This window comes from Streptomyces sp. NPDC101225 (assembly GCF_044767585.1).
In the GTDB taxonomy this organism is placed as follows: domain Bacteria; phylum Actinomycetota; class Actinomycetes; order Streptomycetales; family Streptomycetaceae; genus Streptomyces.
In genome coordinates, this window is record NZ_JBIWOE010000023.1 from 131,199 (window position 1) to 147,051 (window position 15,853).

The 15,853-nt window shown below is 70.8% G+C and carries 14 protein-coding genes; 11 read left to right on the top strand and 3 right to left on the bottom strand.

Annotation, left to right across the window (positions count from 1 at the left end):
• The first annotated feature begins 217 nt into the window (after positions 1–217).
• Positions 218–1,165 carry an ROK family protein gene (locus ACIRPX_RS28530; RefSeq protein ID WP_404200404.1) on the top strand — a complete coding sequence of 316 codons (948 nt, stop codon included), beginning with the start codon at positions 218–220 and terminating at the stop codon, positions 1,163–1,165.
• Between the two features lie 70 nt (positions 1,166–1,235).
• On the opposite strand, the gene ACIRPX_RS28535 is transcribed toward ACIRPX_RS28530, so the two are convergent.
• Entirely contained in the window at positions 1,236–3,257 is a 2,022-nt protein-coding gene (locus ACIRPX_RS28535) for an NPCBM/NEW2 domain-containing protein (protein ID WP_404200406.1), read from the bottom strand.
• A 204-nt stretch (positions 3,258–3,461) separates the two neighbouring features.
• On the opposite strand from ACIRPX_RS28535, the gene ACIRPX_RS28540 reads away from it, so the two are divergent.
• From ACIRPX_RS28540 to ACIRPX_RS28570, 7 genes are all read left to right on the top strand, one after another.
• A complete protein-coding gene (locus tag ACIRPX_RS28540) occupies positions 3,462–3,665 on the top strand; it encodes a hypothetical protein (protein ID WP_404200409.1) in 204 nt (67 codons plus the stop codon).
• Between the two features lie 151 nt (positions 3,666–3,816).
• Positions 3,817–4,857 (top strand): NUDIX domain-containing protein, encoded by a 1,041-nt coding sequence (locus ACIRPX_RS28545; protein ID WP_404200412.1) that lies wholly within the window; start codon positions 3,817–3,819, stop codon positions 4,855–4,857.
• Between the two features lie 221 nt (positions 4,858–5,078).
• Complete coding sequence (locus tag ACIRPX_RS28550) at positions 5,079–6,899, top strand: ABC transporter family substrate-binding protein (protein ID WP_404200415.1); 1,821 nt, start codon at positions 5,079–5,081, stop codon at positions 6,897–6,899.
• An 87-nt stretch (positions 6,900–6,986) separates the two neighbouring features.
• Positions 6,987–7,973, top strand: coding sequence for an ABC transporter permease (locus tag ACIRPX_RS28555; protein ID WP_404200418.1), 987 nt, complete (start codon positions 6,987–6,989; stop codon positions 7,971–7,973).
• Positions 7,966–8,883, top strand: a complete 918-nt coding sequence (locus ACIRPX_RS28560; RefSeq protein ID WP_404200421.1) for an ABC transporter permease — start codon at positions 7,966–7,968, stop codon at positions 8,881–8,883. The genes ACIRPX_RS28555 and ACIRPX_RS28560 overlap by 8 nt, the downstream gene beginning before the upstream one ends.
• Complete coding sequence (locus tag ACIRPX_RS28565) at positions 8,880–9,986, top strand: ABC transporter ATP-binding protein (RefSeq protein WP_404200424.1); 1,107 nt, start codon at positions 8,880–8,882, stop codon at positions 9,984–9,986. The genes ACIRPX_RS28560 and ACIRPX_RS28565 overlap by 4 nt, the downstream gene beginning before the upstream one ends.
• Positions 9,983–11,056: an ABC transporter ATP-binding protein gene (locus ACIRPX_RS28570; protein WP_404200427.1), complete on the top strand. Its 1,074-nt coding sequence runs from the start codon at positions 9,983–9,985 to the stop codon at positions 11,054–11,056. Before ACIRPX_RS28565 ends, ACIRPX_RS28570 begins: the two co-directional genes overlap by 4 nt.
• Here ACIRPX_RS28570 and ACIRPX_RS28575 read toward each other — a convergent pair.
• On the bottom strand, positions 11,029–12,081 hold the full coding sequence (locus tag ACIRPX_RS28575; protein WP_404200430.1) for a protein kinase family protein: 1,053 nt from the start codon (positions 12,079–12,081) through the stop codon (positions 11,029–11,031). The two genes, ACIRPX_RS28570 and ACIRPX_RS28575, sit on opposite strands and share 28 nt — an antisense overlap.
• A gap of 104 nt (positions 12,082–12,185) precedes the next feature.
• The gene (locus tag ACIRPX_RS28580) at positions 12,186–13,730 is read right to left on the bottom strand and encodes an FMN-binding glutamate synthase family protein (protein WP_404200433.1); all 1,545 of its coding nucleotides are present in this window, start codon (positions 13,728–13,730) and stop codon (positions 12,186–12,188) included.
• A gap of 102 nt (positions 13,731–13,832) precedes the next feature.
• Here ACIRPX_RS28580 and ACIRPX_RS28585 point away from each other — a divergent pair, with 102 nt between their 5' ends.
• The 3 genes from ACIRPX_RS28585 (at position 13,833) to ACIRPX_RS28595 (ending at position 15,763) form a co-directional block, all read left to right on the top strand.
• Positions 13,833–14,264: a VOC family protein gene (locus tag ACIRPX_RS28585; RefSeq protein ID WP_404200436.1), complete on the top strand. Its 432-nt coding sequence runs from the start codon at positions 13,833–13,835 to the stop codon at positions 14,262–14,264.
• Between the two features lie 417 nt (positions 14,265–14,681).
• Complete coding sequence (locus tag ACIRPX_RS28590; protein ID WP_404200439.1) at positions 14,682–15,008, top strand: hypothetical protein; 327 nt, start codon at positions 14,682–14,684, stop codon at positions 15,006–15,008.
• 179 nt (positions 15,009–15,187) lie between these two features.
• Positions 15,188–15,763: a HutD family protein gene (locus tag ACIRPX_RS28595; RefSeq protein WP_404200442.1), complete on the top strand. Its 576-nt coding sequence runs from the start codon at positions 15,188–15,190 to the stop codon at positions 15,761–15,763.
• The last annotated feature ends 90 nt before the right edge of the window (positions 15,764–15,853 follow it).

Here is a 15,853-nt window from a genome sequence, read left to right on the forward strand (position 1 = left end):
TGTCTCGTCCACGGGGATGCGTCGACCATGAGTTTGTATGAGGATGTGGCGTCGAGCATAAGGCCTGGACAACGTTGTCATAGGCAAGAGAGACTGTTCATCGCAATCTCCGGCCTCCGCCCCCACCGCGAGACCGGTCACCCTTCTCCTTGGTTGAAGGGGGAACTTCCCCTGGATGTCCGGAGAACCGACGGTTTGACGGGGAGATCCGACACTGATGCACACCGACCTCGTGGCCGCGCTGGACATCGGCGGCACCAAGATCGCCGGGGCGCTGGTGGACGACCACGGCCAGATCCTGGTGCGCGCGCAGCGCGCCACGCCTGCGCAGCAGGACGGCGAGACCGTGATGGGAGCGGTCGAGGAGGTCCTCGGCGAACTCACCGCCTCGCCTCTCTGGGGACGCGCGACGGCCCTCGGTATCGGCAGCGCCGGCCCGGTGGACGCCTCCGCGGGCACGGTGAGCCCGGTCAATGTGCCCGGCTGGCGCGCCTACCCGCTCGTGAGCAGAGTGCGGGCCGCGGCGGGAGGGCTGCCCGTCGAGCTGATCGGTGACGGCGTGGCCATCACGGCGGCCGAGCACTGGCAGGGCGCCGCCCGCGGGCACGACAACGCGCTGTGCATGGTGGTCTCGACGGGAGTCGGCGGGGGGCTGGTGCTGAACGGCCAGCTGCACCCCGGCCCCACCGGCAACGCGGGCCACATCGGCCACATCAGTGTCGACCTGGACGGCGATCTGTGCCCGTGCGGTTCGCGCGGGTGTGTGGAGCGCCTCGCGAGCGGCCCCAACATCGCCCGCCGGGCCCTGGACAACGGCTGGCGGCCCGGCCCCGACGGCGACACCTCCGCCGCGGCGGTGGCCGCCGCGGCCCGGGCCGGAGACCCGGTCGCGGTGGCCTCCTTCGAGCGCGCGGCGCAGGCGCTGGCCGCCGGCATCGCGGCCACCGCCACGCTGGTCGAGATCGACATCGCGGTGATCGGCGGGGGCGTGGGGAAGGCCGGCGACGTCCTGTTCACGCCGCTGCGCAAGGCGCTCGGCCAGTACGCGACGCTGTCCTTCGTGCAGCGCCTGCAGATCACTCCGGCCCAGATGGGCACGGACGCGGGGCTGGTCGGTGCGGCCGCGGCCGCGCTCGCCCGGCGGACGGACGCGGCCGCGGTCTGAGCGGGCCCCGCGAGCTTCCGCGGGCCCGGCAGCAGGAACGTTCACCCCTGCTGCCGGGCCCGACGCGGCCTCAGCAGGTCAGCTGGGCGTCGGCCCAGTCGGCGTGGTCGGAGTCGATGCCGTCGCCGCCGTCGGTGACGACCAGCCGGACCACCTCGGCGCCGGTCACGTCCGCGGTGACCGGCTGGGCCGGCATCGCGTTGGTGAGGACGCCGGTGGAGGCGACCTCGGTGCCGTCGGCCCAGATCTCGAAGGCGACCGTCCCGTTCGCGCCCTTCTCGTCGTCGACGCCCACGTCCGCGGTGACCTTCTCGCACTTCTTGCCGGTGTAGTAGGCGACGGCGCTCTCCGCGTGCACGCCGAGCCCCTTGTCGTAGACCACGCCGCCGATGGTCAGGGGATGGCCGTCGCCCGGGGCGCTCTCCCCGTTGCTGGTGTTGCGCTCGACCGGCCCGTAGCCGTTGGTGGCCGACAGCCAGGGCAGGTCGCCGAGTCCGGAGGTGCCCGAGGGCGGCGGTACGACGACGGACGCGGTCAGCGGCACCGTGGCGGTGGCGCGGGTCCCGGCCGGTGAGCGGTAGGTCGCCCTGAGGGTCAGCTCGTACGAGCCCGTCGGCGTCCCGGCCGGCGCGGTGACCGACCACCTGGTGCGCAGCGAGCGGCCCGTCGGCAGGACGGCGGAGGTGGTCGGCGAGGTGGCCCTGACCGTCCATCCCCCGGGGCCGGTCATCCGCACCGCGACGTGCTCGGCGGGCGTACGGCCGAGATCGGTGACCGTGGAGGTCAGCGTGGTCGCCGTGCCGGCCACCGTCAGCGGGCTGCCGTCCACGCCGAGGTCGACGGCGGGCGGATGCGTGGCCCAGCCGCGGCCGGCGGCGACGCGGACCAGGACCGTTCCGTGCGCCGGGACGGTCGCCGAGACGGTGCCCGCGGTGTTGTAGCTCCGGTGCTGCCACAGGTCGCGCAGGGTGTAGGCGGGGGCCCGGGGCAGGCCGACGGTCGTGGCGGTCGTGGCGATCCGCCGGGCGGCGCCGGACTCGTTGAACAGGGCCACCACGCGGCTGCCGTCCTTCATCTCCTTGGCGACCACCCAGCGCCCGTCCTCGGACGAGACGACCGTGCCCTGCTTGCCCAGCGGGTCCTGGTCGACGGCGATGACCTCCTTGTTGTCCAGGATGTCGAAGGTCGCGGGGGAGGCCGTGCGCAGGTCGGAGCCGATGAGCAGGGGCGCCGCCATGACCGACCACATCGAGAAGTGCGAGCGGTACTCGGTGTCCGTCATCCCGCCGTTGCCGACCTCCAGCATGTCCGGGTCGTTCCAGTGGCCGGGCCCGGCGTACGGGGCGAGCGGCAGGTTCTTCTTGAGGATGCTCAGCATGGACCCCCAGCTGTCGCTGATGTCACCCGTGGTGCGCCACGAGTGGCCCACGTCGGCGGCCCATTCCCAGGGCTTGTTCTCGCCCCATTCGCAGATGCTGTAGACGATCGGCCGGCCCGTCGCCCTCAGTGCGTCGCGCATGGTCGTGTAGCGCTGCACGGCGTCCACGCCCTGGTTGTTGCAGTTGTCGTACTTGAGGTAGTCCACGCCCCAGTCCGCGAACTGCCGGGCGTCGCTGTACTCGTGACCCAGGGCCCCCGGGAATCCGGCGCTGTTGCACGTCTTGGTGCCGGCACTGGTGTAGATGCCGAGCTTGAGGCCCTTGGAGTGCACGTAGTCGGCGACCGCCTTGATCCCGTCGGGGAAGCGGACCGGGTCCGGTACGAGTTGGCCGTCCGCGTCCCGGTTCGGCAGGGCCCAGCAGTCGTCGAGGTTGACGTACCGGTATCCGGCGTCCTTGAGGCCCTTCTCGACGAAGAGGTCCGCGATGCCCTTGACCATGGACTCGTTGAACTCGGCGCGGCAGTGCGTGGAGTTCCAGTTGTTGAAACCCATGGGAGGGGTGAGCGCGAGGCCGTCGGCCAGGGCGGGCGCGGCGGCCACCGGGCCGGGTGCCGCCACGGCGGGCGCGGCGAGTCCCGCCACGCACAGCAGCCCTGCGGACAGCGCTCCGGCGACTCTTCGGCGGGGTGTGCGGGTGTGAAGGTGACGCATCGTTACGTTCCTCCGAGCACGCGAAAGGTGGGATGACGTCATGTCCGCGTCATCACTGCGCGTTTACGGTAGGACGTGTCTGAGTATGTTGGAAGAGGGGCGGTAATGCTTGTTCGATCGTGTTGGATCGCGCCGGTGACGGGTCCCTGGCCGCGGATGTCACGCATGCGTGACCCCCGGACGGGTCCGGCAGTTGAACCGGGCATGAAGAAGCGCAGCATGATGGCCATCGCCTCCCTCGCCACCGGGTTCGTCGTGGCGGCGATCAGCCCCTCGCACGGCGGGGACCACCAGGTCCTGGGTGATCACCAGGCCCAGGGCGACCTCGGCGTCGACGACACCCTCGGTGCCGTGACCCACACGGTGGGCGACGGCGCCCTCCCCGGCGCCGACCAGGCACTCGACTAGACCGGACGACCGGACTCCGGAGCCCCGGGCGCCGGTGCACCCGCACCCTGCGGGCACCGGCGCCCCCTTTTGTGCGCCCTCAACTGGGCCTGGTTTCCGTGGCAGGGTGGAACGGGCAAGCCACAGGGGGCCAACAGAAGAGGGGGAGTCCGTGATCGTCTGGATCAACGGCGCGTTCGGTGCGGGGAAGACCACCACCGCACGGGAACTGATCGAACTGATCCCGAACAGCACGCTCTTCGACCCCGAGGTCATCGGTGCGGCGCTCGCACACCTGCTGCCGCCCAAGCACCTCGCCGAGGTCGGCGACTTCCAGGGTCTGCCGATCTGGCGCCGGCTGGTGATCGACACCGCGGCCGCGATGCTGGCCGAACTCGGCGGGACCCTCGTGATCCCCATGACCCTGCTGCGCCAGGAGTACCGCGACGAGATCTTCGGGGGTCTGGCGGCCCGCCGAATCCAGGTCCGGCACGTGCTCCTCGCTCCGGGGGAAACGATCCTGCGCGAGCGCATGGCGGGCCGGGAGGTGCCGCCGGACCTCCCGGACGGGGAGCTGCGGGTGCAGCGGTGGTCGCACGATCACATCGAGCCGTACCGCGCCGCGCTCGGAACCTGGCTGACCGCCGACGCCCACCTCGTCGACACCGGCGCGCTGACGGCGCATCAGGCCGCCCTGCGCATCGCGGAGGCCGTCGGCAGCGGTGAGGCCGCGCCGTGCGACATCGTCCAGACGCCCGAGCCCACCGCCGAGACCCTCGCCTCCGGCGTCCTCCTCTTCGACGAGCAGGACCGCGTGCTGCTCGTCGACCCCACCTACAAGGCCGGCTGGGAGTTCCCCGGCGGCGTCGTCGAACCCGGCGAGGCGCCCGCCCGCGCCGGCATGCGCGAGGTCGCCGAGGAGACCGGCATCCACCTCGCCGACGTGCCCCGGCTCCTGGTCGTCGACTGGGAGGCGCCGGTGCCGCCCGCCTTCGGCGGTCTGCGTCTCCTCTTCGACGGCGGCCGGCTCGGTGCCGCCGAGGCCGCGCGCCTCCTGCTGCCCGGTCCCGAACTGCGCGACTGGCGGTTCGTCACCGAGGAGGAGGCCGCCGATATGCTGCCACCGGTGCGCTACGAGCGGCTGCGCTGGGCCCTGCGGGCGCGCGAGCGCGGAGCGGCGCTGTACCTGGAAGCGGGAGTGCCCGTCGGCTGACCCGCCGGTGACCATCGGTCATCTGACCCGCCATCAGGGGACTTTGCCCGGTGTAAAGGGTTCCTAGGGGAAAGCGAGGGAGAATTGTCGCCATCCCGGTATGAACAGGAACATGAATAAGGTACACGCGAGTTCTACCGTCGGTGCGCAGCTCAGACCTCTCGCGGCCGCTCGGCCGCCACCACAAGGCCGCGGAGTCACCCGCCGGCCGAAGGAGGGACATGCGCGCGCAATCATCGGCCCTCACGAGGGGACTCACACTTGCCGCCGGGCTCGTACTCGTTCTCGCCGCCTGCAGCAGCAACAGCGGCGGTGGCGGTGGTTCCGGCAAGAACAGCTCGGCCGGTCTCTCGTCCTGCAACACCCAGGGCAAGGCCAACACCTGCAACTCCGCCGCCACCAAGTCCGGCGGAACGTTCACCTACGTGCTGGAGAAGAACATCCAGCAGTGGAACGTGCAGGACACCAACGGCAACACCTTCGAGAACGCCGAGGCGCTCGAGGTGGTCCTGCCCCAAGTCTTCGTGCCGCAGCCCGACTTCACCGTCGCCCTCAACAAGGACCTGATGGCCTCGGCGACGCAGACCAGCAGCAGCCCGCAGACCATCGTCTACAAGATCAACCCGAAGGCGGCGTGGAACGACGGCACGCCGATCAGCGCCGACGACTTCAGCTACTACTGGCGCACCAACAACGGCAAGGACTGCCCGCCGCCGCCCGCCAGCGACGCCAGCCAGACCAAGGGCTGCCTGCCGCAGAGCACGGCCGGCTACGACCGCGTCAAGTCCCTCACCGCCTCCGACGGCGGCAGGACTATCACGATGGTGATGGCCAAGCCCTACTCGGACTGGAAGTCGCTGTTCGGCGGCGGGTACCCGCTGTACCCCGCGCACGTCGCCGAGAAGATCTCCGGTGCCAAGGCCGGTGACGCAGCGCACATGACGGCCGCCCAGATGACCCAGGGCTGGCAGTACTTCCAGAAGAACCCGCCCACCAAGTACGCGACCGCGGGCGCCTACAGGATGACGCAGTGGGCGGACAACGACCACGGCACCTTCGAGCCCGACCCCAAGTGGTGGGGAGCGACCAGGCCGACGCTGCAACGGCTGATCTTCAAGGTGATCTCGGACGCCACCCAGGAGCCGACCGCGCTGCGCAACAACGAGGTCCAGGGCATCTACCCGCAGCCCGAGGTGGACCTGGTCAACCAGGTCAAGTCCATCCCGAACGTCACCTACAACATCGGCAACGGACTGCAGTGGGAGCACTTCGACCTCAACCTGCACAACCCGGTGCTCGGCAAGTACACCGCGCTGCGCCAGGCCATGTTCACGGCGATCAGCATCAAGGACATCGTGTCCAAGACGGTCGGCCAGTTCGACCCCGGCGTGAAGCAGCTCGGCAACCACAACTTCGTGCCCGGGCAGGCCGGTTACCAGGACCTGGTCGCCGCCACCGGACAGGGCTCCGGTGATCTCACCAAGGCGAAGAAGTACCTGACGGACGCCAAGTTCACCGGCGTGGGCAGCGCGCTGAAGACACCGGACGGCAAGGCCGTGGGCCCCTTCAACTGCCGCTACACCACCGGCAACCAGATCCGGCAGAACGAGTGCCAGATCCTGCAGAGCGACCTCGGGAACCTGGGCATCAAGGTCACCATCAAGCCGATCGGCGCCGCCGACCTCGGCACGGTGCTGGCCGGCCACCAGTACGACATCATCGTCTTCGCCTGGGTGGCGGCGCCCTTCCCGACCTCCGGCGCCCAGCAGAACTGGTCCACCGGCGGCGGAGGCAACTACGGCGGCTACAGCGACAAGAAGGTCGACTCGCTGATCGGCGAGGCCATCGGGCAGACGGATCCGTCGAAGGCGGCGTCCCTGCTGAACCAGGCGGACAAGATCATGGTCGACGCCGCCTACGTCCTGCCGCTGTACCAGAAGCCGACGTTCCTCGCCGTCCAGACGCGGTTCGTCAACATGCGGAACAACTCCACGAACGTGGGTCCGCCCTACAACACCGCCGAGTGGGGCCTGAAGAAGTAACCCACCCCTCCTGTGTCCGGTCCCGGCGACCCCGGGACCGGACACGACCGTCAAGCCAGCCCACCACCGGCCGCGAGAGAAGACCGCATGCTCGCCTACACCGTGCGCCGCATCCTCGTCTCGATCCCCGTCCTGATCGCCTCGACGTTCATCGTGTTCCTGGTCGTGGTCAACGCAGGCAACCCGGTCGCCAACTTCGCGACCTCGCGGCAGCCGCCGCCGAGCAAGGCGGCCGTCGCCGCGTTCGCCCGGCACATCCACGCCGACCAGCCGGCCGTGCAGCGCTACTGGAACTGGATCACCGGCGTCCTGCACGGCGACTGGGGCCCGTCCGTGCAGCCCAACCTCGACATCGGGCACGACCTGTTCACGCGCTTCAGGGTGACCATCACCCTGGTCGCCGCCGCGATGGTCATCGCCCTCGTCCTGGCCGTGATCTTCGGCGTGTTCAGCGCGATCCGCCAGTACTCGGCCGCCGACTACACCATCACCTTCCTCGGCTTCCTCTTCCTCGCCATGCCGGTCTTCTGGTTCGCGGTGCTGCTCAAGCAGGCCGGAATCTGGTTCAACGAGCAGACCGGCAGCCAGTTCCTCGGCACCATCGGCGAGAAGTCGCCGTACCTCGAGGTCGACACCACCTGGAACCGGTTCACCGACCACGTCGGCCACCTCGTGCTGCCCACCATCACCCTGGCCCTGGTCTCCTTCGCCTCCTGGACCCGCTACACCCGCGCCTCGATGCTGGAGGTCCTCAACAGCGACTACGTCCGTCTCGCCCGCGCCAAGGGGCTGCGCCGCCGCACGGTGATGGTGCGGCACGCCCTGCGCACCGCCCTGATCCCCCTGGCCACGGTCACCGCGCTCGACATCGCGATCATCCTGGGCGGCGCGGTCATCACGGAGACGATCTTCCAATGGCACGGCATGGGAGAGATGCTCGTCGAGTCGGCCTCGACCGTCGACGTGTACCGGACCATGGCGTGGCTGCTGCTCTCCGCCGTCGTCGTCATCGGGTTCAACCTCGTCGCCGATCTCCTCTACGCCGTACTCGACCCGAGGATCCGCTATGACTGACATCGAGGCTCCCGGATCGGGCACGCAACTGCCGTGCCGCGAAGACGAGTTCACCGTCAAGCAGCGCAGCCAGACCCAGCTGGTGCTGCGCCGCTTCCTGCGCCACCGGGCCGCGATGGTCAGCCTGATCGTGTTCGTGCTGATCCTGCTGTGGGCGTTCATCGGCCCGCACCTGTGGCACTACTCGTACCAGAAGTACACCCCGGACAACTCCCGGCCCCCTTCCTGGAAGCACCCGTTCGGCACCAACGCCTCCGGCTACGACGCCTACGCCCAGGTCATGCGCGGTACCCAGACCTCGCTGAAGATCGCCATCCTGATCGCCCTCGGATCCACCGTCGTCGGAGCCGTCTGGGGCGCGGTCGCGGGCTTCTACCGGGGGACGGTCGACTCGCTCATGATGCGCATCGCCGATCTGGTGCTCACCCTGCCGCTGTTCGCGATCGCCCTGGTCATCTCCTCGCGCAGCAACGGCTCCTGGTACTGGATCGCCGCCGTGATCGCCGGACTGACCTGGGCGTACGTCTCCCGCGTGGTGCGCTCCACGGTCCTGTCGCTGCGCGAGAAGGAGTTCGTGGAGGCGGCGAAGGCACTCGGCGCCTCGGACGCGCGGATCATCTTCCGGCATCTGCTGCCCAACGCGCTCGGCCCGATCATCGTCAACGCGACCGTGCTGGTGGCCACCGGCATCCTCACCGAGACGGCCCTGTCCTTCGTCGGCTTCGGCGTCCAACCACCCGACACCTCACTGGGGTTGCTGGTCTCCCAGGCGCAGACGGCGGTGGACACCCGGCCCTGGCTCTTCTACATCCCCGGCGCGTTCATCATCGCCATCGCCCTGACCATCAACTTCATCGGCGACGGACTGCGCGACGCCTTCGATCCCCGGCAGCAAAGGGTGCGACAGTGACGGTCATCGGCAAGGGCGAGGAATCCGGCGCGGTCCTCGAAGTGGAGAACCTCGGCGTCGAGTTCCCCACCGAGGACGGTCCCGTACGGGCCGTGCGCGGTGTCGGCTACCGCCTCGACCGCGGCGACTCGCTGGGCATCGTCGGCGAGTCCGGCTCCGGCAAGTCGGTCACCGCGCTCGCCGTCATGGGCCTGCTGCCGGCCACCGCCCGGGTGCGCGGCTCGGTCCGCTTCGAGGGCACGGAACTGCTCGGCCTGTCCGACGCGCGCCTGTCGGACCTGCGCGGCAGCGGCATCGCGATGATCTTCCAGGACCCGATGACCTCCCTCAACCCGGTCTACTCGGTGGGCCATCAGATCGCGGAGACACTGCGACGCCACGACCCGGCCCTGAAGTCCCGCGGCGCCCGCGAGCGCGCCGTCGAGCTCCTCGGCACGGTCGGCATCCCCAGCCCGCAGCGGCGCGTCGACGCCTACCCGCACGAACTCTCCGGCGGCATGCGCCAGCGGGTCGTCATCGCCATCGCGATGGCCAACGACCCCGACGTGATCATCGCGGACGAGCCGACCACCGCCCTCGACGTCACCGTGCAGGCGCAGATCCTCGACGCCCTGGAGACCGCCCGCGCCGAGACCGGCGCGGCCCTCGTGCTCATCACCCACGACCTCGGCGTGGTCGCGGGCCACTGCGACCGGGTCTCGGTCATGTACGCGGGCCGCATCGTGGAGACCGGCTCGGTCGAGGACATCTTCTACGCCCCGCGCATGCCCTACACCCTCGGCCTGCTCGGCTCGCTGCCCCGGATGGACCGCGACGAGGCACGCCTCACCCCGATCAGCGGCTCCCCTCCGTCCCTGCTCAACCTGCCGCCCGGCTGCCCGTTCGCGCCGCGCTGCCCCCTGCGCCGTGACCAGTGCGACAGCAGGGAACCGGAGTTGCGCGTGGCAGGGCACGAACCGCACCTCAGCGCCTGCCACTTCGCCGACGAGCTCGTCGACACCGGCGCCGCGGACGTCTTCGAGGTGGTCGGCGTCGACTCCGAGGCCTTGGCCCGCTTCGCCGACACCGCCGCCCCGACCGACGCCGAGGAGAACTCCGCATGAGCGCCCCCGCCCCGGCCGCCGCCGCACCACTGCCCCCGCTGCCCGGGCACGGCGGCAGCGGCGAACCCGTCCTCCAGGTCCGCGACCTGGTCAAGCACTTCCCGGTGATGTCCCGCGGCGTCGTCCGCCGCCGCATCGGCGACGTGCACGCGGTGTGCGGGGTCTCCTTCGACCTGTTCAGGCACGAGACCCTCGGCCTGGTCGGCGAGTCCGGCTCCGGCAAGACGACCACCGCCCGTACCGTCCTCGGCCTGGAGAGCGCGACCTCGGGCCAGGTCCGCTACGGCGGCCACGAACTCACCGCGCTGACCCGGCGCCGGATGCGGCCGCTGCGCCGCGAGCTGCAGATCGTCTTCCAGGACCCGTACGCCTCCCTCGACCCGCGCATGTCCGTCCACGAGATCGTCGCCGAACCCCTGCGCATCCACGGCCGCTACGCCGCCGGCGGTCAGGACGAGGTGCGGGAACTGCTGCGCCTGGTCGGCCTCAACCCCGAGCACGGCAACCGCTACGCCCACGAGTTCTCCGGCGGCCAGCGCCAGCGCATCGGGATCGCCCGCGCGCTGGCCCTGCATCCCAAGGTGATCGTGCTGGACGAGCCGGTCTCGGCGCTCGACGTGTCGATCCAGGCCGGCGTCCTGAACCTGCTGATGGACCTGCAGAGCGAGCTGGGTCTGTCGTTCCTGTTCGTCGCCCACGACCTGTCGGTGATGCGCCACGTCGCGGGCCGGGTGGCGGTCATGTACCTGGGCCGGCTGGTCGAGATCGCCCCCGCCCGCCGCCTGTTCGCAGCCCCCGCGCACCCCTACACCCAGGCCCTCGTCTCCGCCATCCCGCTCCCGGACCCGCGCAAGGAACGCGCCCGCACCCGCATCCTCGTCCAGGGCGACGTGCCCAGCCCGGTCCGCCCGCCCAGCGGCTGCCGCTTCCGCACCCGCTGCCCCAAGTTCGCCGACCGCCTCACGGAGAGCCAGCGCACCGCCTGCGTCGAGGAGGTGCCCGCACTGATCGACCGGGGCGGCGGCAGCCCCGTCGCCTGCCACTACGCGGAGAGCGTCGAGCTGTTGTAGGCCAGCCTCAGTTCCTCGTACGGGTAGGCCGTCCGCCTGCTCTCCTGCCGCAGCCGGCCGAGGAAGCGGTTCAGCACGGCGGTCAGGGGAGCGTCCCGGGCGATGATCGCCGCGGCGGTCCCGGGGGCGCCGTCCGCGTGCGCGCCGATCGCACAGGCCCGCACGAAGGCCTCGCGCTCCTGGCGGTCATAGCCGTACAGGTCGGTGACCAGCCAGTTCACCAGGTGCGCCCGGGTGTAGACGAGGTCGTAGTCCCGATGCCGGTCGAAGAAGGCGAGCTCCTGCCGGGTGAGCCGGAACCGGGGGCTGAGCGCGAGGCCGTAGTCGGCGAGGCAGAACTCCTCGCCGTCGGTGAGCACGTTGCGGAAGTGGGCGTCGCAGTGCAGGAGCCGGCGGTCACGGAGGAAGGAGGTCAGCGACCCCAGCCACTCCTCCACCCGGGCGCAGGTCCGGTCCGGGTCGCCGGTGCGCAGCTGGGTGCCGAACCAGTCGTGCAGGGTGTGCGGAAAGTACTCCAGGAAGAGGGTGAGGCTCGCCGAGGCCGTGCGCAGGGCCTCGATGCGCTCGCGCACCTGCGGGGCACCGCCCCAGTACGCCACCACCTCCTCCACGTCGGCCAGTTCGTCCGGGAGCGGCTGCGCGGCATCCGGCAGGATCCGCCAGTGGTGCATCAGCGGGAAGCCGGAGAAGCGGTCGGCCAGCACCCAGTTGGTCGTCATGGTGTGCGCGGCCAGCTCGCGCCAGGCCCCGAAGCCCGGCCCCCCGATGCCGTAGTGGCAGAAGGACGGCAGCTCGAAGACGTTCCCCGTGGAGCCCGTGTTCGCGGGCAGGCGCTCGATGTCGGTGAGCGGCACCCGTTTCACGAAGACCGTGTGCCCGTCCACGTCGACGAGCATCGAGCGCCCGCCGATACCGGCGCCGACGGGCGTCCCCCTCGCCAGGACACCCGCCAGCTCGTGGTCGCTGAGCAGGCCGAGGGCGGTGGCGAGGTCGGCGTGGACGGTGCGGCGCGCGGCGGAGGACATGGCCTCCATGCTCAGGGTGACGAAGGGTGCGTGTCTGCCGATCGGCCAAGTGCCGTCCTCACGTGACCGGTCGGCGGTTCACGGTGCCCGCCGCCGTCCGCGCGTCAGACCACCGGTTCCTGGGCGGAGGCCGGCTCGGTGGCCCGCAGCGCGGTGATCCCCTCGGCGAGGTGCGGGCCGAGCTCGCCCCAGCCGTCCTTGTAGCCGTAGACGCTCGCCAGGGTGCGGGCCTCGTAGTCGCCGTTGAGGATCTCGATGTCGGTGGCCTTGATGAGCGACGGGTGGGCGACGCCGAGAGCCGCCGATACCTTCGTCAGCTCCTTGCGCAGGGTGCGCAGGTAGACGGCGGCACGGGTGGCCTTGGAGGCCGGGTCGAGGCCGCGGGCCAGCCACTGGTTCTGGGTGGCGATGCCCGTGGGGCACTTGTCGGTGTGGCACTTCTGCGACTGGATGCAGCCGATCGAGAGCATGGCCTCGCGGGCCACGTTGACCATGTCGGCGCCCAGGGCGAAGGCGACCGCGGCGTTCTCGGGCAGGCCGAGCTTGCCGGAGCCGATGAAGGTCAGCTCGTCGGTCAGCCCCAGTTCGGCGAAGGTGCTGTAGACCCGGGAGAAGCCCATCCGGAACGGCAGCGACACCGAGTCGGTGAAGATCAGGGGCGCCGCTCCGGTGCCGCCCTCGCCGCCGTCGACGGTCACGAAGTCGACACCGCGGTCCCCCCGCGCCATCAGCCTGGCCAGCTCCTGCCAGAACCCCATCTCGCCCACCGCGCTCTTGATCCCGACCGGCAGGCCGGTCTCGGCGGCGAGCAGTTCGACGAAGTCGAGCATCGAGTCGACGTCACCGAACGCGGTGTGCCGCGACGGGGAGGCGCAGTCCTGGCCGGCGGGGATGCCGCGGATCCCGGCGATCTCGGGGGTCACCTTCGCGCCCGGCAGCATGCCGCCGAGCCCCGGCTTGGCGCCCTGGGAGAGCTTGATCTCCAGCGCCTTGACCGGCGCGCCGGCGACCACCTCCTTGAGCTTGCCGAGGTTGAAACTGCCGTCCGCGTTGCGGCAGCCGAAGTACGACGTGCCGATCTGGAGCACGAGATCACCGCCGTTGCGGTGGTACGGCGACAGGCCGCCCTCTCCCGTGTTCTGCATCGCGCCCGCCAGCGCGGCCCCCTGGTTGAGCGCCGTGATCGCCGCGCCCGACAGGGAACCGAAGCTCATCGCCGATATGTTCACCACGCTCGCCGGCCGGAACGCCCCGGCGCGCCCGCGCGGCCCGCCCAGCACCTTGGCCGACGGCAGGGGGGCGTGCGGGTCGTGCAGCTCGGGCAGGGCGTCGGCGAAGGTGCGCTGCTTGAGGTACGCGTGCCCCTGCGTGTGCTCGACGTCGACGTCGGTGCCGAACCCGAAGTAGTTGTTCTCGCCCTTCGACGACGCGTAGATCCAGGTGCGCTGGTCGCGGCTGAACGGCCGCTCCTCCTCGTTGGAGGTCACGATGTACTGCCGCAGCTCCGGCCCGATCGTCTCCAGCAGATATCGGGCGTGCCCGATCACCGGAAAGTTCCGGAGCAACGCGTGCTTCTTCTGGACGAGATCGCGGCCGGCCACCAGAGCCAGTGCTGCTGCGGTGGCCGCGCCGATGGTGCGGGCGCGCATGAACGTTCCTCTCCGTCGGAGAATGCGAAACGATATTAGGGGCCGCCCGGTTCGGCGACGCGGCGGGGGCGACGGTTCGTGCGCCCCTGCTAGGGTGCGCCGATGTCGATCAAGAAGTTCCAAGTCACCTTCGACTGTGCGGAACCCGAGCGCGTGGCGCGCTTCTGGTGCGAGGTGCTGGGGTACGTCGTACCGGCGCCGCCGGAGGGGTTCGCCTCGTGGGACGCGTACCACCGCTCGCTGCCGCCCGAGCGGCGGGGTGCCTCGTTCGCCTGCGGTGATCCCTCGGGCGAGGGCCCGCGCCTGTACTTCCAGCGCGTGCCCGAGGGCAAGGTCGTCAAGAACCGGGTGCACCTCGACGTCCGGGTCGGCACCGGTCTTGTGGGGGAGGAGCGTCTGGCCACGCTCGAGGCGGAGTGCGCACGACTGGTCGCGCTCGGCGCGGTACAGGTACGGGTGCTCCTCGCCGACGAGGAGAACGAGTCGTGCATCGTGATGCAGGACGTCGAGGGCAACGAGTTCTGCCTCGACTGACCGCCCGTCCTCCGGGAGGTGCCCCTCCCGGAGGACGGGGTCACGCCACGGACCGTTCGGCCTCGGTGATCGCCGTACTTCCGGCACCTGCTGATCCGGGCACGGCGCCGAGCCCGAAGCCCGTCGCGCCGGGCACGCCGTCACGGCGCTAGCGGGGAGCGTCTCGTGGGCCCCGGACGGGCCTTGAGTGAGTGTCAGGTCCATCATGCCTGGTCGGAGACGTTTTCGGTAGGACGTAGCGCACGCCCGCCAGGTCTTGTTGCGGGCGGTGCTCCGCCCGCACACTCGTCGTCATCCACGCTCCGGCCGACGTGCCGGCATCCGCCCACGGATGCCGGTGCGTTCGCCGTGCTGTCTCGCCGCGGGACAGGCGCCGGCCGGGGAGGGACGGGACGAAGGGGATCGATGGATCGGGACATGGTTGTGCTGGCGAGGGTCAGGCTGCTCAGTGCCAACCGGCGGGTGGTACGAGGTGTCGAGGGCCTGTGGATCTACCGGCTTCTGACCGAGGCCGAGCCGGAGGTGTACGGATCGAAGCTGGCGTACGTCCTGGTGGAGGAGAGCGGCTCGGACCTGCTGCGGGACATGCCGGAGCGCCGGCTGGCCCTGCTCGACGAGGCCGTGGAGGTGGCCAAGGCCCTCGGCACGGCGAACCCCTACCGGGAGAAGGTGCTGGGGAGGGCACTGGCCGCCAGGGAGCGGGAACTCGAGGGACGTGCGGGGAGGCCGGGAGAGCGCGGGTGATCCGGCGCACGGCCTCCGGTCCGTGAGCCGCGAGACGTGACCTCCGGGCCGTGGGGTTCTGGTCCCGGCCGGGACCCCACGGCCCCGTGCCTGGCGCACGGGGCCGCTCCCTATGCTGGTGCGGGGCCGGACGACCGGCGCGCACCGGGGCCGGGCCCCGGACGAGGAGGGAGCGTGGGATGACGGTGCACGTGCTGAGAGCGGACGAGCGCCCGGCCGTGCCGTGGAAGAACGGGGGCGGGCTGACCCGCGAGGTCGCCTCGGCCCCCGTCCGGGCAGGAATGCCGGACTTCGCGTGGCGGGTCAGTCTCGCCGACGTGGCCGAGCCGGGCCCGTTCTCCCGCTTCGAGGACGTCGACCGGATCATCACCCTCGTCGACGGCCCCGGCATGGTGCTGACCGTCGACGGCACCCCGCACACCGTGGCCGAGCCGTACGTCCCCTTCCCCTTCCCCGGGGAGGCGGCCACCGACTGCCGGCTGCTCGGCGGCGGCCTCGTCGATCTCAACGTCATGGTCCGGCGCGGACGGGCCACCGCACGGGTCGAGATCGTCCGCGACCGGGTGGCGCTCACCCCTCCCGCCGGCACGACGCTGCTCGCGGTCGTCCTGGACGGCTCCGCGGTCTTCGAGGCGTCCGGCCCGGTCCTCGGCCGCTTCGACGCGGCACTGATCACCGACGCCCGCGACGAGCCCCTCGAGGTCACCGGCGTCACGGCACTCGTCACGCTCACCGGCGCCGCCACGGACGCCTAGAAGGCTCATGAAGATCTTGGTGAGGGGCTGTCCGGCCGTAGGCCGGGCAGCCCCTGTTCGCTATGCGGTGGCCGGGGTGATTTGCCAGCT

Bases quoted from the DNA above. Each gene is read 5' to 3' on its own strand.
- ACIRPX_RS28530 (WP_404200404.1), top strand. From the start codon at position 218: ATGCACACCGACCTCGTGGCCGCGCTGGACATCGGCGGCACCAAGATC.
- ACIRPX_RS28535 (WP_404200406.1), bottom strand. From the start codon at position 3,257: ATGCGTCACCTTCACACCCGCACACCCCGCCGAAGAGTCGCCGGAGCG.
- ACIRPX_RS28540 (WP_404200409.1), top strand. From the start codon at position 3,462: ATGAAGAAGCGCAGCATGATGGCCATCGCCTCCCTCGCCACCGGGTTC.
- ACIRPX_RS28550 (WP_404200415.1), top strand. From the start codon at position 5,079: ATGCGCGCGCAATCATCGGCCCTCACGAGGGGACTCACACTTGCCGCC.
- ACIRPX_RS28555 (WP_404200418.1), top strand. From the start codon at position 6,987: ATGCTCGCCTACACCGTGCGCCGCATCCTCGTCTCGATCCCCGTCCTG.
- ACIRPX_RS28560 (WP_404200421.1), top strand. From the start codon at position 7,966: ATGACTGACATCGAGGCTCCCGGATCGGGCACGCAACTGCCGTGCCGC.
- ACIRPX_RS28570 (WP_404200427.1), top strand. From the start codon at position 9,983: ATGAGCGCCCCCGCCCCGGCCGCCGCCGCACCACTGCCCCCGCTGCCC.
- ACIRPX_RS28575 (WP_404200430.1), bottom strand. From the start codon at position 12,081: ATGTCCTCCGCCGCGCGCCGCACCGTCCACGCCGACCTCGCCACCGCC.
- ACIRPX_RS28580 (WP_404200433.1), bottom strand. From the start codon at position 13,730: ATGCGCGCCCGCACCATCGGCGCGGCCACCGCAGCAGCACTGGCTCTG.
- ACIRPX_RS28585 (WP_404200436.1), top strand. From the start codon at position 13,833: ATGTCGATCAAGAAGTTCCAAGTCACCTTCGACTGTGCGGAACCCGAG.
- ACIRPX_RS28590 (WP_404200439.1), top strand. From the start codon at position 14,682: ATGGTTGTGCTGGCGAGGGTCAGGCTGCTCAGTGCCAACCGGCGGGTG.
- ACIRPX_RS28595 (WP_404200442.1), top strand. From the start codon at position 15,188: ATGACGGTGCACGTGCTGAGAGCGGACGAGCGCCCGGCCGTGCCGTGG.